The sequence below is a fragment of the Burkholderia contaminans genome (assembly GCF_029633825.1).
In the GTDB taxonomy this organism is placed as follows: domain Bacteria; phylum Pseudomonadota; class Gammaproteobacteria; order Burkholderiales; family Burkholderiaceae; genus Burkholderia; species Burkholderia contaminans.
Map to the genome: position 1 here is coordinate 969,495 of NZ_CP090642.1, position 15,743 is coordinate 985,237.

Annotated in this window: 14 protein-coding genes; 5 read left to right on the forward strand and 9 right to left on the reverse strand. The window is 68.3% G+C overall.

Annotated elements, in window-relative coordinates:
- Window positions 1-172 precede the first annotated feature (172 nt).
- A complete protein-coding gene (locus tag LXE91_RS36490) occupies window positions 173-1,378 on the reverse strand; it encodes an MFS transporter (RefSeq protein ID WP_039362697.1) in 1,206 nt (401 codons plus the stop codon).
- Window positions 1,375-1,740 (reverse strand): RidA family protein, encoded by a 366-nt coding sequence (locus tag LXE91_RS36495; protein ID WP_039362772.1) that lies wholly within the window; start codon window positions 1,738-1,740, stop codon window positions 1,375-1,377. The genes LXE91_RS36490 and LXE91_RS36495 overlap by 4 nt, the downstream gene beginning before the upstream one ends.
- Before the next feature lie 133 nt (window positions 1,741-1,873).
- Between LXE91_RS36495 and LXE91_RS36500 the strand changes: the two genes are divergently transcribed.
- Both LXE91_RS36500 and LXE91_RS36505 read left to right on the forward strand, forming a co-directional pair.
- Window positions 1,874-2,692, forward strand: a complete 819-nt coding sequence (locus LXE91_RS36500) for a TrmB family transcriptional regulator (RefSeq protein ID WP_039362696.1) — start codon at window positions 1,874-1,876, stop codon at window positions 2,690-2,692.
- Window positions 2,693-2,779: 87 nt separating this feature from the next.
- Window positions 2,780-3,637: a PhzF family phenazine biosynthesis protein gene (locus LXE91_RS36505; protein ID WP_039362695.1), complete on the forward strand. Its 858-nt coding sequence runs from the start codon at window positions 2,780-2,782 to the stop codon at window positions 3,635-3,637.
- Window positions 3,638-3,664: 27 nt separating this feature from the next.
- Here LXE91_RS36505 and LXE91_RS36510 read toward each other — a convergent pair whose 3' ends face one another.
- A complete protein-coding gene (locus LXE91_RS36510; protein WP_039362769.1) occupies window positions 3,665-4,828 on the reverse strand; it encodes an aldose epimerase family protein in 1,164 nt (387 codons plus the stop codon).
- A gap of 106 nt (window positions 4,829-4,934) precedes the next feature.
- On the opposite strand from LXE91_RS36510, the gene LXE91_RS36515 reads away from it, so the two are divergent.
- The gene (locus LXE91_RS36515; RefSeq protein ID WP_039362693.1) at window positions 4,935-5,612 is read left to right on the forward strand and encodes a hypothetical protein; all 678 of its coding nucleotides are present in this window, start codon (window positions 4,935-4,937) and stop codon (window positions 5,610-5,612) included.
- Between the two features lie 124 nt (window positions 5,613-5,736).
- Here LXE91_RS36515 and LXE91_RS36520 read toward each other — a convergent pair whose 3' ends face one another.
- Window positions 5,737-6,642 carry a helix-turn-helix domain-containing protein gene (locus LXE91_RS36520; RefSeq protein ID WP_039362692.1) on the reverse strand — a complete coding sequence of 302 codons (906 nt, stop codon included), beginning with the start codon at window positions 6,640-6,642 and terminating at the stop codon, window positions 5,737-5,739.
- A 119-nt stretch (window positions 6,643-6,761) separates the two neighbouring features.
- Between LXE91_RS36520 and LXE91_RS36525 the strand changes: the two genes are divergently transcribed.
- Complete coding sequence (locus tag LXE91_RS36525) at window positions 6,762-7,670, forward strand: LysR family transcriptional regulator (RefSeq protein ID WP_039362691.1); 909 nt, start codon at window positions 6,762-6,764, stop codon at window positions 7,668-7,670.
- Between the two features lie 35 nt (window positions 7,671-7,705).
- Here the strand turns inward: LXE91_RS36525 and LXE91_RS36530 are convergent, their stop codons facing one another.
- From LXE91_RS36530 to LXE91_RS36545, 4 genes are all read right to left on the reverse strand, one after another.
- A complete protein-coding gene (locus tag LXE91_RS36530) occupies window positions 7,706-9,199 on the reverse strand; it encodes a mechanosensitive ion channel family protein (RefSeq protein ID WP_039362689.1) in 1,494 nt (497 codons plus the stop codon).
- Window positions 9,200-9,288: 89 nt separating this feature from the next.
- Complete coding sequence (locus LXE91_RS36535; RefSeq protein WP_039362688.1) at window positions 9,289-9,702, reverse strand: DoxX family protein; 414 nt, start codon at window positions 9,700-9,702, stop codon at window positions 9,289-9,291.
- A 231-nt stretch (window positions 9,703-9,933) separates the two neighbouring features.
- Window positions 9,934-11,742, reverse strand: a complete 1,809-nt coding sequence (locus tag LXE91_RS36540; protein ID WP_039362686.1) for an ATP-binding protein — start codon at window positions 11,740-11,742, stop codon at window positions 9,934-9,936.
- Window positions 11,743-12,294: 552 nt separating this feature from the next.
- Window positions 12,295-12,726 carry a DUF3331 domain-containing protein gene (locus LXE91_RS36545; RefSeq protein WP_039362684.1) on the reverse strand — a complete coding sequence of 144 codons (432 nt, stop codon included), beginning with the start codon at window positions 12,724-12,726 and terminating at the stop codon, window positions 12,295-12,297.
- A gap of 365 nt (window positions 12,727-13,091) precedes the next feature.
- On the opposite strand from LXE91_RS36545, the gene LXE91_RS36550 reads away from it, so the two are divergent.
- Complete coding sequence (locus tag LXE91_RS36550; RefSeq protein ID WP_039362683.1) at window positions 13,092-14,072, forward strand: alpha/beta fold hydrolase; 981 nt, start codon at window positions 13,092-13,094, stop codon at window positions 14,070-14,072.
- Window positions 14,073-14,157: 85 nt separating this feature from the next.
- On the opposite strand, the gene LXE91_RS36555 is transcribed toward LXE91_RS36550, so the two are convergent.
- Window positions 14,158-15,726: an MFS transporter gene (locus tag LXE91_RS36555; RefSeq protein ID WP_039362681.1), complete on the reverse strand. Its 1,569-nt coding sequence runs from the start codon at window positions 15,724-15,726 to the stop codon at window positions 14,158-14,160.
- Window positions 15,727-15,743 lie beyond the last annotated feature (17 nt).

A 15,743-nucleotide genomic window follows, 5' to 3' on the forward strand; every position in this document is an offset into this window, starting at 1 on the left:
CAAATGACACGCGCGAGCGCGTGAATGCCTGCTCCAGCGCAAAGACATCCGCAAGCGTTGTGTATCGTCGAATGCCGGAACCGGATCGCCGTCGATCAACGGAGCAACCCGATCATGCACGAAAAATGAATCTCGGATCGGTCGCCCGCTCGCACGCGCGTCGCGCCGGCGCTCAAGCGGCGGAGGTCGGCTCGCTCCGCGCATCGACGCTCGCCGATGCGGTACCGATCAACCCGGCTGCCGCGATTGCCGCAGCCGCCACGCCCATCATCGCGCCCCACCCCACTCGCGCGTTGAGCCACCCCGCCGCCGCCGCACCGCCGGCACCGGCCGCGTAGTAGAGCGTCAGATACGCCGCGCTCAATGCCCCGGCCCGGTCCGGCTGAATCGCAACGACTCGTGTCTGATTCGCGACCTGCGCGGCAAAGCAGCCGGCATCGAACAGGGCCAGCCCCGCGCCCAGCCATCCCGGACGACCGAGCGCAGCGCCGAGCAGCAACGCCGACACGGCCGCCACGAAGAGGCCGCCGCCGATGACCACGCGATCGCCGAACCGGTCGGCGAGTTTTCCGGCCACGCGCGTCACGCCGAGACCGAGCACGCCCGCGAGACTGTACGCACCGATCGCCGCGGCACCGAGCCGATACGGCGGCTCGGCCAGGCGAAGCGCGAGCCCCACCCAGACCAGGTTGAACGCGAAGAACCAGAGCATGCCGGCGCCGGTGCGGCGCCTCAACCGAGCACTGTCGCGCAGCAACCGCGGCATGGCGCCAATCGCGTTCGCACGGCCGGGCAGCCCTGCCGGCAGGCCGCCGGGCAACAGCGCGGCAGCGCCGATGGCGGCCAGCGCAACGCACCCGGCCAGTGCGAGCAAAGCGCCGCGCCATCCGCACCATTGCGACAGCACGCCGCCCGCGAAACGGCTCAGCAGGATCCCGGCGGAAATGCCCGCCGACACGGCCCCCATCGCCACGCCGCGCCGTTGCGGATCCGCATGTTTGCCAGCGACGGCGCTGCATTGCGCCGCTACCGTCGTTGCCGCGCCCACCAGAAAGAAGCCGGCCTCGAGCGCGAGCGGCCCGGGCGACCACGACGCGCACGCCAGCAACAACGCGAGCGCGCCCATCTGCGTCGAGACGAGCGCGCGCGGACTGAACCGGTCGACCAGCGGCACCAGCCATGCAAGACCGACCAGATAACCGAGCATCGTCACCGACGCGAGGGAAGCCATGCGCGACGCGGCCACGCCGAACTCGCTAGCGATGGCCGACAGCGACGGCTGCAGCGCATAGCCGTTTGCGATCGCCACGCCGGCCGCCAGTGCGAGCGCGCCCGTCGCGGTGCGGGACAGCGGCACGCGGTTGCCGGCGACGCTCATGCCGCGGCCCTGACCGCGATCGCCTCGACTTCGACCAGGATGTCCGGATCGACGAACGGAAGCGCATGCACGAGCGAAAACGCCGGCCGGATATCGCCGTAGATTTCTCCATGCGCGCGCGCCGCGGCTTCCCAGTTGTCGAAATCCGCGACCACCAGGCGGCTCTGGACGACGTCCGACAACGAGAACCCGCTGTCCGCCAGCACCCGGTCGATCGTCGCCAGCGCATCGCGTGTCTGCGCATAGACGTCCGCGCCTTTGCCGGCGGTCCCCGAAATGTAGATGGTGTTGTCGACGACCACGGCGCGCGAGTAGCCGACCTTGGGCTCCCACGGAGAGCCAGTACTGATCCGTTTACGCATCTTGAAGATCCCTCCAGTCAGGTTGAGATACATAACCTACTACTTGGGTAGTAAGTTCGAGCGATTGTATACTACTGCGGTAGTTAATCAAGGAGCCTCACGCACGTCGTCGTGGGCGCAGGAGCCGATACACATGAGCGAGAACACGGAGCTGATCACGTCGTTGATCCGGCTTGGATTCACCCAGTACGAGGCGCAGGCCTACGCAGCCCTCGTCGGGCAGGCCGCGCTGACGGGCGCGGAAGTCGGCCGGCGCGCCGGCATGCCGCCCTCGAAGATCTACGAAACCCTGGGTCGCCTGGAAACGCGCGGGGCGGTGCTGGTCAACCGGTCGGAACCCGTCCGCTATGCGGCCGTACCCCACCGGGCGTTGCTCGAGGATCTGCGCACGCGCTTCAACGCGGATCTCGAACTGGCCGCGGGCGCACTCGACCGGCTGCCGGTCCAGCAGGAGCCGGGGCTCGTCTGGTCGTTGAGCGGACGGGAAGCGATCGCCAGCGCCTTCGCGCGCGTGATCGTCAATGCGAAAACGCAGATCTTCGCGGGCGTCTGGGACGAAGAGATCGACGCTCTCGGGCCGCTGCTCGAGGCGGCCGCGGCGCGGGGCGTCGACACGCATGTGGCGATCTACGGCAATCGCACGCTCAACGGGCCGCGCCATTACGACATGGCCAAATGCGGCGCCAGCGCGAGGCTCAGGCTGTCCGGCCGCCGGCTCGCCGTCGCGGTGGCGGACAACACCGAGGCCGTGGTGGCGGAATTCGGCGATCATTCACCCGATCACGCCACCTTGACGACCAATCCGGTCATCGCGCTGCTCGCAGTGGAGTACATCAAGGCGGACGTGAGCGGACGCGTGCTGATCGACGCGATGAATCCGGCGGAGTACAGGAAAATCCTGAAACATCCCGACATGCAGGCGATGCTTGCGCCGCTCGACAAGCCGAGCTGACCCATGCGACGCCGCGCGGCCGCCGATGCATCGAGCCGCGCGCACCCCACTCGGGTACGGTCATCCCCCCACTCACGCGAGCGTCAAATGCCTTCCTATGCCTTCCGCCTGCTGAACGTATTCGCCGAATCGACTTTCGGCGGCAACCCGCTTTGCGTATTCGAAGATGCGCGCGGCATGGACGACGCGACCATGCGGGCACTCGCGGTGCAGTTCAACCTGTCCGAAACGACCTTCGTGCTGCCGTCGGAGCGCGCGCATGCGCGGGTGCGCATCTTCACGCCGGGCCATGAGATGGCCTTTGCCGGCCATCCGACGCTCGGCACCGCGCATGTCGTGCGCGACCTGCAGCGTGCGGGCAACGCGCTCGCGCTCGAGTTCAAGGCTGGGGTGGTCGACGTGAGCGCGCACGACGACGTGTGGACGTTCACCGCGCCGCACGCAGGCATGCCGAAGACGGCGCCGTGCGAATTGTCCGACGCCCGGACGGCGACCTTGCTCGGGCTGACGGAAGACGATCTGCTCGCCCCGCCGATCTGGATCGACACCGGCGCCGACCAGTTGCTGGTCGCGCTCAAGGACCCCGCCGCCGTGCGCCGCGCGCAGCCGGACAGCGCATGCCTCGATATCTGGCCGACCAGCAGCCTCGGCCGCAAGACCGCCTACGTCTTCGCGTTCGATGCCGAGCGCCCGGGGACGGTGGTGTCGCGTTACTTTTTCGTGAAGCAAGGCAGCGTCTCGGAAGATCCGGGCACGGGGTCGGCCTGCGCGAACCTCGGCGGTTGGCTGCTTGCGATGAAGCGCGACCTGCCGGCCGCGTTTCAGGTCGAACAGGGCGACGCGATCGGCCGACCCTGCCGGCTGCGGTTGTCGGTCAATGCGAGCGGTGAAATCGGCGTCGGCGGCCGCGTGATCGAACTCGGGCGCGGCGTGGTCAACGTGTAACGGAGACGATCCGGCCCGCACCCCGGCTCAGCGCGCCCCGACCCGCCACACCGTCACTTCGTGCAGCGTCTCGCCGGGCTTGAGCACCGTCGTCGGGAATGCCGGATGATTCGGCGAATCGGGAAAATGCTCGGCCTCCAGCGCGAACGCGTCGGTTTGCCGATAGACCGTCCCGCCCTTGCCCGCGACGCTGCCGTTCAATCCGTTGGCCGTGTAGAACTGCAGCCCCGGCTGCGTCGTGTACACCTCGAGAAAACGCCCCGACGCCGGGTCATAGGCGCGCGCGGCAAACGCCGGCGCCGGCTGGCCGCCCTGGTCGAGCACCCAGTTCTGGTCGTACCCATGCGCAATGACGAGCTGCGGATTTGCGTCGCGCAAATGCGCACCGATCGGCGTCAGCTGGCGCAGATCCATCGGCGTACCCGCCACGCTCGCCAGTTGTCCGGTCGGAATCGACGTGCCGTCGGTCGGCGTGAAGCGCGAAGCGGCGATCTCGATCAGTTGCCGCTCGACGCCGCCGCCCGCCTGCCCCGCCAGATTGAAATAGCTGTGGTTGGTGAGGTTGACGACCGTGTCCTTGTCGGTGGTCGCGCGATAGTCGATCCGGACCTGGTTGTCAGGCGTCAGCGTGTAGGTCACGTCGGTCGTCAACGTGCCGGGAAAGCCGTTCTCGCCGTCGGGGCTCACGTAGCGCAGCGTGACGCTCGAACCGCTCGCGTCGCTGTGCGTACCGGTGACCGTCCATACCTTCGCGTCGAAACTGCCCGGGCCGCCATGCAGCGTGTTCGGCCCGTCGTTGACCGGCAGCGTCCACGTCCGGCCATCGAGCGGGAACCGCCCGCCGGCAATGCGGTTCGCATACCGGCCGATCAGTGCGCCGAAATGGATGTTGCCGTTGTGCGCTTCGTAGTCGTGCAGCGAATCGAAGCCGAGCACGATGTCGGCAACGTGGCCGGCCCGGTCCGGCACCTCCAGTGCGGTCACGATGCCGCCATACGTGATGATTTTCAGCGTCACGCCGCGCTTGTTCGCCAGCGTGTACCGGCTCACCGGCTGCCCGGCCGCGGTCGTTCCGTCATCCGCGCGGCTGATCGATACGTCGGGCGCCGCCGATGCGAAGTCTGCGTGCAGCGCGAGCGCCCCGAACGCGCAGATCGCGAGCAGCGGGCAGCGCGGCCGGATTCGTTTCATGGCAACCTCCGATACGGTGCGATCGGTACGCGTGCGCAAGCGGCATGCCTGCTCGCGGCCACGTTTGCTATGCTTCGCGCATCGCCCGCCTGAGCCGATCGCCGCCATGAACGCCCTCGATTCCGATATCGCGCGCACGCTGCGCGCCGCCTGCGACGCGTGCTTCGGCACGACGACCGTGTGGCCGCTCGTCGAGCGCGCGTACGGCGAGCCGCAGCGCTTCTATCACACGCTCGCGCATCTGGCGGAACTGTTCGCGCACCTCGCGCCGTATCGTGCGGACCGGCTATGGCCGGCCATCGAGCTCGCCGTGTGGGCGCACGATGTCGTCTATGCGACGACACTGCCGGATTATGCGGACAACGAAGCGCTCAGCGCGCAATGGCTCGCGCAGGTCGCGCACGAACATTGCGACGCAGCCTGGTTGCACGCGCATGCATCGCACGTGTCCGTTGCCCGCGACCTGGTGCTGGCGACGAAGTCGCACCGGCTGCCTGACGGGTTCGCCGACGATGCGGAATTGCAGCGCGCCGCGCAAATTTTCCTCGACGCCGATCTCGCGATCCTCGCGGCGGCACCCGACCGGCTCCGCGAATACGACCGCGCGATCGCGCGCGAGTGGGCGCAGGATCCCGATGCACCGTCGGCAGCCTTCCGCGCCGGCCGCAGGCAGGCGCTCGAGCATCTGCGCGCGCAGGCCCCGTTGTTTCGATCGGCGGAATTCGCGCCGCTCGAGCAGCACGCGCAACGCAATCTCGAGATGCTGATCGGCTTCTACGCATAAGCACCCTGCGCACGCCGCTTCCGCGCCCGCCTCGCACTCCGCCCAATCGCGCCGGTCAGGATGCATACGCTCCGATACCGAACGACGAAGCGAACCTCACCTACCCGGCCCCGCATCACGACGATCAGGTATTGTCGGCGCGCCAGCGGCGAGGGCTGACGCCGGTCAGGCGCGTGAAGGTCCGCGAGAAGTGGCTCTGATCGGCGAAACCGCACGCGTCGGCGATCATGCTCAACGGCAGGCCCGAATTGCGCATCCACTCCTTAGCCCGTTCGACGCGCTGCACGATGAGCCAGCGATGCGGCGGCAGCCCGGTCGTCTGATGAAACGCCTTCACGAAATAGCTGCGAGACAGACCGCAGGCGCTCGCCACGTCGGCCAGCCCGAGGTTGCCGTCGAGATGCTCGAGCAGGAGCTCCTTCGCCCGGCGCGCCTGCGACGGCGTGAGTTTCCCGTACGTCTTTTCCCGTCGCTCGCTGACGCCGCCATAACGGTGGGCCACGTGCGCCTGGAACGCGAGCCCGACGTGATCGATGAAGATCTGCGATGCCTCGCCCGGCCGCGCGAGCGCGGGCAGCAGCGACTGGCCGAGCGAATGGATGATCGGATCGTGCGCGCTCAGGTGAGGCGGCAGGTAAAGCCGCGGCCGCTGCCGGCCGCCGAGCTCGTCCACCGTTTCCTCGAGCAGCGGGCGCGGCATGTGGAAATGCAGGCAGTCGAACGCGCCCTTCAGATCGGCCACCCAGTTGCGGTCGAGATCGTAAACCGTGACCGTGCCCGCGCCGTACGGGACGAACGGCGCGCGGCGGCCGTCGAGCCACAGATCCTGTTCGCCGAACGGGCGCAACTGCAACACGACGAGATCCGAATTCTCCAGTTGATAGGGCGCGGTGAGCCCGCTGTCGCGGCGCAGCGACTTCAGCCGCACGATGCTGACCTGCCCCTTCGGCAGCGCTTGCGCGACGACGGTCTGCCGGACGTCGGCCGGGATGAAATCGGAAGAAGCGTTGTCCGGCTGGGGGGCAGTCATGAATGGAGGCATGCATTGAACGACGACGCGCATCAGTCTAGCAAAGCACGATGACGCGCGCTGCCTCCCGCGCGGCACGCGCTGGTATGATGCGCCAGCCGCCCTTACCGGAACTTGCGATGAAGCTGTCATTCGAAGCGCTCGAAGCCCTCGATGCGATCGACCGTACCGGAACGTTCGCCGAAGCCGCGGAACTGCTGCATCGCGTGCCGTCCGCCCTGACCTACCTGGTGCAGAAACTCGAGAGCGATCTCGGCGTCATGCTGTTCGACCGCAGCGGACGACGCGCGAAGCTCACGCATGCGGGCCGCATCGTCGTCGAGGAAGGCCGCCGGCTCCTGCATGCGGCCGAACAGCTGGAGATGAAGGCGCAACGCGCGCAGGAAGGCTGGGAAACCGAGGTCCGTATCTGTGTCGACGAGATCCTGCCGTTCGAAGCGATGTGGCCGTTCGTGCACCGGTTCTATGCCCTCGAGATGGACACGCGGCTGCGGCTGTCGACCGAAGTGCTCGGCGGAGCATGGGATGCGCTGATCTCGCGCCGCGCGGATCTCGTCGTCGGCGCCGCCGGCGCGCCGCCCGAACTGCCGAACATCATCGCGCGCCCGATCGGCGCGCTGAAACACGTGTTCGCCGTTGCGCCGACCCACCCGCTCGCCGCGCTTCCCGAGCCGCTGTCGATGGCGACGGTCGTCCAGTATCGCGGCGCGGTGATCAGCGATACGTCGCGCGAGTTGCCGCCGCAATCGGTTGCGATCGACGCGGGCCAGCCCTATCTCGCGGTGCCGACGCTCGCGGCCAAGCTCGATGCGCAATGCGAAGGGCTGGCGGTGGGCACGCTGCCGGAATGCATCGCCGCCCGCGCGATCGCCGACGGCAAGCTCGTCGCCCGCCGCGTGACCGGCATGCGCGACACCACGCATTGCTATCTCGCGTGGCGCAGCGACGAGGCCGGCCGTGCACTCCTGTGGTGGGTCGAGCAACTCGATCGCCCCGACCTCGTCGATCGCCTATTGCGGATCGCCTGATCGCGTTCGACGCCGGCGAAGGTCGTCAAAGCGCGTCAGACGATCGAATCGTGCACGCGCTTCATTTCCTTCTCGAGCCACGCGATCAGGCTGAATGACGCGTGCGCCTTCTCTACCGGCGGGATCATCATCCTTTCCTCGGTCGCGATGTGCTCGGTCACCGATTCGCACATCAGCCTGCCGAGCTCCGGCTTCCTGCGGATCAGCGCCGACAAATCCTCGCTGCGCAGCTGCAGGACGGTCATCGCGGTCACCGCGTGCACGGTCGCATGCAGGCGCGTGCCGGCCAGCACGACCGATTGCCCGATCGCATCGCCGGGCGCCATGCGCCGCACCTCGACGTCGCCCGCCGGGCCCGGCACGAATACGGCCGCGACGCCGGATTCGACGATCGTCAGCACGCGCGTATCCGAATTCGACGCATAGATCACGTCGCCCCGGCCGAACGAACGCGAGACCAGCGCGTCGGCCAGCGCGGCGAGATCGTCGTCGTCGACGCGCGCGAACAGATCCACCGCACGCAACAGCAGCAACCGGCGCGATACGTCGTGCCGGCCGTGCCCGTCGCGCCCGTCCGCCGCCGCTGCCGGCGCAGTGCTCGCGAGCGGCCGCCACGCGGTGCCCGCCGCGGCCAGATGCCGATGCGCGAGATCGTACAGCGCGTTGCGCACGGCCGTCGTCTTCTGCAGCGCGTCGACGTAACCGAGGAGTTCGTAGCGGATCGCGTTGGTGCCGAATGCCTTCACGACGGCAATCGGCGCGGGGCGCGCGAGCACGTCGAGCGAACTGGCCGCCGCGCGCTCGAGCGCGCCGACCACGATCGCCGGACGCACCGCGGGATCGACGTCGAGCGTGAGCGTCACGCCGTGCAGGCCGGACGGTTCGCTGAGGTTCACGATGGTGGCGCGGGCCGCGGCGCTGTTCGGCACGACGACCAGGTTGCCGAGGCTGTCGATCAGCTTCGTCGCCCGCCAGTTGCTCTCGACGATCCGCCCTTCGATTTCGCCGATCGACACGGTGTCGTTCAGCCGAAACGGTTGCGTGGTATTCAGCACGAGCCCGGAGAATACGTCGTTCAGCGTGTTCTGCAGCGCGAGGCCGAGGATCACCGCCACCGCGCCGGACGTCGCGACGACACCGCTCAACGGCAGGCCGAGCACGTAGCCCAGCGCGGCGACCACGGCCGCGCCGAACACGACGCCCGCGGCGATGTCGTGAAAAAGCCGCTGGCTGCGCCACGCGGGCGGCAGCAGCAGATGATCGAGCAGCAGGCTGAAGACGATCGCGCATTGCAGCCACCACGCGATGCAGATGGCCTGGAGCGCGACGCGGTCGAGGCCCGCGGCCGAGGCGGGAACGGCGAGCGGGCTCACGCCGTGCGCGAACAGCACGGCGCTCAGCGCGGCGAATGCCGCGCAGCGCCACACTGCCCGCGTCGCACCGCGGCCACGCCCGAACAGGCGCCACGCGACGAGATCGGCCAGCACGATCGGCGCGCCGTAGAGCGCCGTGTCGGAGAGATTCAGCATATCGGAACGGAACGATGGCGACGGCAGCGTGACGGTCGATTCGCCACCGCTGCGGCGGGATGGTGGGCGTGGGCGTGCCCGCGGCCGCGCTACTCGCGCCGGCGCACGATGCCCGGCAACGCATAGCGGCCGGCCCCCGCGATCGCGATCGTGCCGAACAGGATCAGCAGCATCCACGCGAACTGCGCATCGCGCAGCGACCAGTCGGGATGAACGAACACCAGCGCGACGAGCGTGATGATCATCACCGGCAGCGCGGCCAGCCGCGGCCATACGCCGACGATCATGAAGACCGGGCACACGACTTCCGCGAATATCGCAAACAGGATCGACAGCGTGCGGCCGAGATGAAACGGATCCTCGATGGCGGCGGCTTCCGACGTGTAGTGAAGGACCTTGGGCAAGCCGTGAACCACGAGCAGCAGCACGCTGGCGGTGACGCGCAGGAACAGCAGGCCGAGATCGGCTGCGTGGCGGGAAAGGTCGGATTCGGGAGTTGTCATGCGGCAGTTCGTCCGGTTGGGCGGGCACGCGGCGGCGCAGGAGGCGCCGCACGTGTCGCGACGTCCGCCTGGCGGATGGCGTCGCGATATCTCGGCGCGCGCACAGGATCGCCACGCAAGCGTGCCGCGATGGCCGCGCCTTACGCTCGCAATCTACGCGTGCCGCGTGCCCGTGTCCTTGCGCCGCGCTGAAACGTTCTGAAGCGCGGAAGGCACCCCGCCCATCCGCCGTCAGCCCTCGCGCGCCGGCAGCTCCGCCTCGGCCGCATCGAATCCGAGCGCGTGCACTTCCGACCACGCGTCATGCACCGCCTGCGTCGATCCGGCCGTATGCGCGAGCGCCGCCGCATACGCGGCGAGCAGGCGCACGCGCGCATCGGCAGCCTCTGCCGTGGTGTCGGTGTCGCGCATCGCATCGAGCGCCACGCGCGCCCGTTCGCGGCATTCGTCGACGAGCGACAGGTCGAACAGGCACGGCACCGCGACGGCCGAGAGCGCGATGCCGAGCGCCGCATCGCCGCTCGCCGAGAATGCCCAGTCGAGCGCGGCGCGCAGGTTACCGAGTTCACGCCGCACCGCATCGAGCCGCGCGAGGCCGCCATGCTCGCCTCCCCGTGCGCCACCGCCATGCGCCGCTTGCCGGAACAACTCGAGGTAATAGCCGGCGTGCGCACGCGCGGCCGCCGCGCCGTCGCCATGCGCGTCGAGCTGCTGCTGCGCGTACGCACGCGTGGTCGTCAGCAGCCGGTAGCGCGGCGCGCCGTGCGCGGTCTCGAGGATCAGCAGCGATTTCGACACGAGGCCCGCGATCGTATCGAGCAGGTCGGCGCCGGCCGGCCCGTTCGGGCCGACCACCGCGCGCACGGCCTCGATCGAGAAACCGTCGCGGAACACGCCGAGCCATCGCAACAGCAGGCGCTCGGCATCGCCCAGCAGCCGGTCGCTCCAGTCGTACATCGCCTGCAGCGTCTGATGGCGCGGGAGCGCGGTGCGAAAACCGCCCGTCAGCAGCCTGAAATGATCGTCGAGATGGGCAGCCAGCACGTCGATGCCGAGCACGGCGGCACGCGCCGCGGCCAGTTCGATCGCGAGCGGCAGGCCGTCGAGCCGACGGCAGACCGACGCCATCAGCGACAGGCTGCGCGCATCGAGCGGAAAACGCGGATCGGCCGCGCGTGCGCGTGCGGCGAACAACTGCACGGCGCTCGCGTGCATCGCATCGCGATCGTCCGCGCCTTCGTCCGGCACGTCGAGCGGCAACACCGGGCACACGCGCTCGCCGTGGATGCGCAGCGATTCCCGGCTCGTCGCGAGCACGCACAGGCCGTCGTCCGCATCGGTCAGCGCGCTCGCGATCCGCGCGGCGGCATCGAGCAGGTGCTCGCAATTGTCGAGCACGAGCAGCATCCGGCGGCGTGCAACCGCGGCGAGCACCGCTTCGAGGGTCAGCGCGCCGGTCGGCTGCGCGATGCCGAACGCGCCCGCGAGCGCATCCGGCACGAAGCGCGGGCACGCGACCGTCGCGAGCGACACGAACACGGTGCCTTCGGGAAAACGCGCGTCCGCACGCGCGGCCGCTTCGATCGCGATTCGCGTCTTGCCGATGCCGCCCGCGCCGACCAGCGTCACGATGCGTGCGTCCTGCAACGCGGCCAGCACCTCGTCGACCATGCGCTCGCGGCCGAACAGCGCGCCGGGCGCGATGGACGGCCGCGACATCGCGGGGCGCACGGGCGCGCCGTCGTCGTCATGTTGCTCGATGACGAGCCGATAGCCGCGGCCCGGCACCGTCACGATCAGGTTCCGGTCGTCGGCCAGCGCCTTGCGCAGCGACGCGATGTGCACCTGCAGGTTGTTTTCTTCCACCACGGTGTGCGGCCAAACGCGCTGCATGATTTCGTCTTTCGATACCAGTGCGCCGTTCGCCCGAATCAACAGCTCGAGAATCTCGAATGCGCGACTACCGATGCGCAACAGCTTGCCGTTCGAACGAATTTCACGTCTGTCGAGAAAAACGTGAAGTGTTCCAATTCGGATCATCGCAATTTCTTGATGGTGACATTCAACGGCGCACGAGTGAAACCCGGCGCCGGTTTTGCGTCAATGCTACGGTATTTACGTAGCAGAATGATTCAAATTATCAGAATGAAGCGATCGAATTTTTTGAAATGACGAAAAACGCCGCGGCGACATCGTGTGGCAAGCGTGTTGCCATATGCACCCGAATGCGGCAAAAGAGGCACGGCGGCGCACGATTCACGTGCGAATTACCGATTCGCTCTTAAATACGGTTTTTTCCCATATATCAGACGATATGTTTGCCGGTTCGGGAAAATTCGACGCATTTTCCGTTTGATTCGGCCGGTCGACCGAATGCGCGCGGGTTCCGCATTTATAGCGCCGGCAGATCATCGCTTCGTGTCGATCGCCGAACGATTCCCGCTTCGGGCAGCCGTGCGATCGGCGTGTGCAAACTGCGGCCATGCGTCGCGCGGTATCGCGCGAGCATGTCGCAGTCGCCTTCGTTCCGAGGTTGACGGCGTCACGACGTACCGCGCCGGTCGCAACCGACGCAGCGCCGCGCTGCCGGCGTCATGGCCGGGACTGTCGCGCGGCGAACACGTCGAGCGCCGACGCGAGAATCATCTCGCGGCAGTTCGCCGGCCGTTTCGCGCCGCGCCACTGCGGCTTGTAGATGGCGTCGCCGACCCGGATCGGCATGCCGGTGAGCGCGCAGCGCCCGAGCCCGCGCGCCTTCGCGCTGATCCAGCGCTGCTCGTCGTAGCGGCAGTGCGTCGGGTCGCTCCACGACACGAGCATCGACGAATCGGTCTGCCGTTCGGCGGTGACGATCGCGCAGCGGCGGCGGTTGTCGCCGCTCGACGGCGTCGGCGCGTCGCCGCGATGGCCGCGGCGCGGGCCGTCCGCCTGTCGCGCGCGCGGCATCGGCATCGACCGGACGACCGCCATGGAAGACGGCCCGAGCGACGTGATCATGTGCTCCCAGCGATTGAAGGCATCCATGGCGGCATATCCAGGCTAGTAACGGACGGTGCGGTCGGATCCGTGCGCGCGACGCGAAACGTGCGCGGATGATCCGATGTCGACGATAGTCGCCGCGCGCTGAAGAGTCCCGGTCGCGCGCTTAATTTTTCTGCAGCGCGGCAAATTTCCCGCCGCGGCGCGGCGCGTTCAAGAAAATTCAGCCGGATTTCAGTACGGCGCACATTGCGCCGCGATACGCTCCCGACGGCATTCGTTCGTCCGCGCCGCACGAATCGGCGTGCGACGACGCAAGCGGACCGGCTGCCGGCGGGATGGCCGCGGCCGGTCGTCACCGATCCACCATCCCGCGCGGCATCGTTGCGCCGCATACCTCAGGAGACCAGATGCACCCCGTACAGACCGACGCCGTTCCGTCGGCGCGCCGCCGCGACATGCTGCTTGCCGGCGCAACGGCCGTCGCGGCAGCCGCGCTGCCCGCGATGGCGGCCGCGGCCGGCACCCCCGCCCGCAGCGCCTCTTCAGCCCACCCAGGAGCCCATTCGATGAACACGATCACCACCCAGGACGGCACGCAGATCTACTTCAAGGACTGGGGCAGCGGCCGCCCGGTCGTGTTCTCGCACGGCTGGCCGCTGTGTGCGGACGCGTGGGACGCGCAGATGCTGTTCCTCGTACAGCACGGCTATCGCGTGATCGCGCACGACCGCCGTGGCCACGGCCGTTCGAGCCAGCCGTCGCGCGGCAACGACATGAACACGTACGCGGACGACCTGGCCGCCCTGCTCGACGCACTGGACGTGCGCGAAGCCACGCTCGTCGGCCACTCGACGGGCGGCGGCGAAGTGGCGCGCTACATCGGCCGCCACGGTACGAAGCGCGTGTCGAAGGCCGTGCTGATCGGCGCGGTGCCGCCGCAGATGGTGAAATCGCCGACCAATCCCGGCGGCCTGCCGATGGACGTGTTCGACGGCATCCGCAAGAACGTCGCCGAGAACCGTTCGCAGTTCTACAAGGATCTCGCGGTGCCTTTCTTCGGGTTCAACCGCCCGAACGCCAAGCCGTCGCAGGGCACGATCGACGCATTCTGGTCGCAAGGCATGATGGGCGGCATTCACGGCCAGTATCTGTGCGTGAAGGAGTTCTCCGAAGTCGACTACACGGACGACCTCAAGAAGATCGACGTGCCGACGCTCGTGCTGCACGGCGATGACGACCAGATCGTGCCGATCGACGATTCGGCCCGGCTGTCGTCGAAGATCATCAAGCACGCGCAGTTGAAGGTGATCGAAGGCGGCTCGCACGGCATGTGCGTCGTGAACGCCGATCGCATCAACGCCGAGCTGCTCGCGTTCCTGCAGGCGTAAGCGCGCCGTCTGCCGTCGCGGCGCGCATGCCGCTTCGGCAGACGTGCTATTCAGGATTTTTCAGGAAAGTTCAGCCGCGCCGCGCTCACTGCGCCCGCACCGGCCTCAGCAGGATGCCGATCAGCGCACCGGCGAGCGCGAACGCCATCGCTACGCGGAAATTGTCGGCCAGCGCGAGTGTGGTCGCCTGCACGCGCACCGCCCGATCGACGAGCGCGTAGGCGGCCTGGTTGCCGGTCGCGACCGTGGCGCCGTGCGTCACCAGCGACGCCGCGCCGGCGCGCAGCCGCTCGAGCGTCTCGGGATCCGACAGCGACACATGCAGACCGACGAGATTCGAATGGGTACCCTCCCTGATCCGCTGAATCACCGCGATCGACGTCGTGCCGAGCTGCCCGCTCAGCAGGCGCGTCGTCTGCACGACCGCGCCGAACGTCAACGCGTGTTCGGCCGTCACGTGCTTGCCGAAGAAGAAGATCACCGATGTGAGCGCCATCGTCTGCCCGAGCGCCTGCAGCAGTTGCGACGGAATGAAGTCGGGTTCGGCCCATGCGGACGTGAGGCGCGCGCCGAGCGCGAACGCGATCGCCACCGTCACGAAGCCGGCGACGATCAGCCGGCGCGGATCGACGCGCTGCAGCAGCAGTGCGACGCAGGGCGCGAACAGCAGCTGCGGGATCGCGATCCAGCGCAGCGTATCGCCGATCTGCAACGGCCGCAGCCCGTACGTGCTGGCGAGGAACAGCGACGGGATGAAGCTCGTATTGAGCACGGTGAAGCGCACGAGGCCGACGAGCACGATCAGCAGCGCGATGTTCGGTCGCGCGAGATAGCCGAGGTCGAGGCCCGCGCGCGGCGACGCGAGCTCGTGGATCAGGAACGCGGCGACCATCAGGATGCCGAGCGCGAGCAGCGCGACGATCAGCGGCGACTGCAGCCAGAACAGCCGTTCGCCCTGGTCGAGCGCGACGCACAGGCACGCGAAGCCGCCGGCGCCGAGCAGCATCCCGCGCGCATCGAGGCCGGACGCGAAGCGCTTGACCGGCTCGTCCGCCAGCGACAGCAGCAGGCACGCGATGAACGGCACCGTCAGCACCGCGTTCTGCCAGAACAGCCAGCGCCAGCTCAGGTGTTCGCTGTACCAGCCCTCGAGCGTCGCCGACAGGTTCAGCGACATCTCGAGATTCATTGCATACGCGGCGATGCCGAACGCAATGAGCCGCGGCGGCAGCGTACGGACGACGAAGCCCACCGTCAGCGGGACGAACACGCCAGACGCGAGCCCCGCGATCGCCTGGAACACGACGAACGCGCCGAACTGCGTGCAGAGCGGCAGCGCGGTTTCGGCGCCGAGAAACACGACGGCGCCCGCGACCAGCACGCGGCGCGTGCCGAACATGAACGCCGCGGCGATCGCCAGCGGCCCGACGAACATCTGCGACGCGGTAAACGCGGTGTTGATCCACGCTCCTTCGTCGAAGCCGATGCCGAGCGCGCCGCGCACGTCGGCGAGCCCGAGCGACGTGATGCGCGAGGTGAGCGTCGCGATGATCGCGCCGAGCAGCACGGCCGCGATCGCGGCGATCGACCGGAATGTCGGGATGTCGGAGGCCGCCGCCGGCGCGGCACGACCGGTCGCAAACGTGGTGTTCATCGTCAAGCGGCTCCCCG

Coding starts and splice junctions, on each gene's coding strand:
- LXE91_RS36490 (WP_039362697.1), bottom strand. CDS start 1,378: ATGAGCGTCGCCGGCAACCGCGTGCCGCTGTCCCGCACCGCGACGGGC.
- LXE91_RS36495 (WP_039362772.1), bottom strand. CDS start 1,740: ATGCGTAAACGGATCAGTACTGGCTCTCCGTGGGAGCCCAAGGTCGGC.
- LXE91_RS36500 (WP_039362696.1), top strand. CDS start 1,874: ATGAGCGAGAACACGGAGCTGATCACGTCGTTGATCCGGCTTGGATTC.
- LXE91_RS36505 (WP_039362695.1), top strand. CDS start 2,780: ATGCCTTCCTATGCCTTCCGCCTGCTGAACGTATTCGCCGAATCGACT.
- LXE91_RS36510 (WP_039362769.1), bottom strand. CDS start 4,828: ATGAAACGAATCCGGCCGCGCTGCCCGCTGCTCGCGATCTGCGCGTTC.
- LXE91_RS36515 (WP_039362693.1), top strand. CDS start 4,935: ATGAACGCCCTCGATTCCGATATCGCGCGCACGCTGCGCGCCGCCTGC.
- LXE91_RS36520 (WP_039362692.1), bottom strand. CDS start 6,642: ATGACTGCCCCCCAGCCGGACAACGCTTCTTCCGATTTCATCCCGGCC.
- LXE91_RS36525 (WP_039362691.1), top strand. CDS start 6,762: ATGAAGCTGTCATTCGAAGCGCTCGAAGCCCTCGATGCGATCGACCGT.
- LXE91_RS36530 (WP_039362689.1), bottom strand. CDS start 9,199: ATGCTGAATCTCTCCGACACGGCGCTCTACGGCGCGCCGATCGTGCTG.
- LXE91_RS36535 (WP_039362688.1), bottom strand. CDS start 9,702: ATGACAACTCCCGAATCCGACCTTTCCCGCCACGCAGCCGATCTCGGC.
- LXE91_RS36540 (WP_039362686.1), bottom strand. CDS start 11,742: ATGATCCGAATTGGAACACTTCACGTTTTTCTCGACAGACGTGAAATT.
- LXE91_RS36545 (WP_039362684.1), bottom strand. CDS start 12,726: ATGGATGCCTTCAATCGCTGGGAGCACATGATCACGTCGCTCGGGCCG.
- LXE91_RS36550 (WP_039362683.1), top strand. CDS start 13,092: ATGCACCCCGTACAGACCGACGCCGTTCCGTCGGCGCGCCGCCGCGAC.
- LXE91_RS36555 (WP_039362681.1), bottom strand. CDS start 15,726: ATGAACACCACGTTTGCGACCGGTCGTGCCGCGCCGGCGGCGGCCTCC.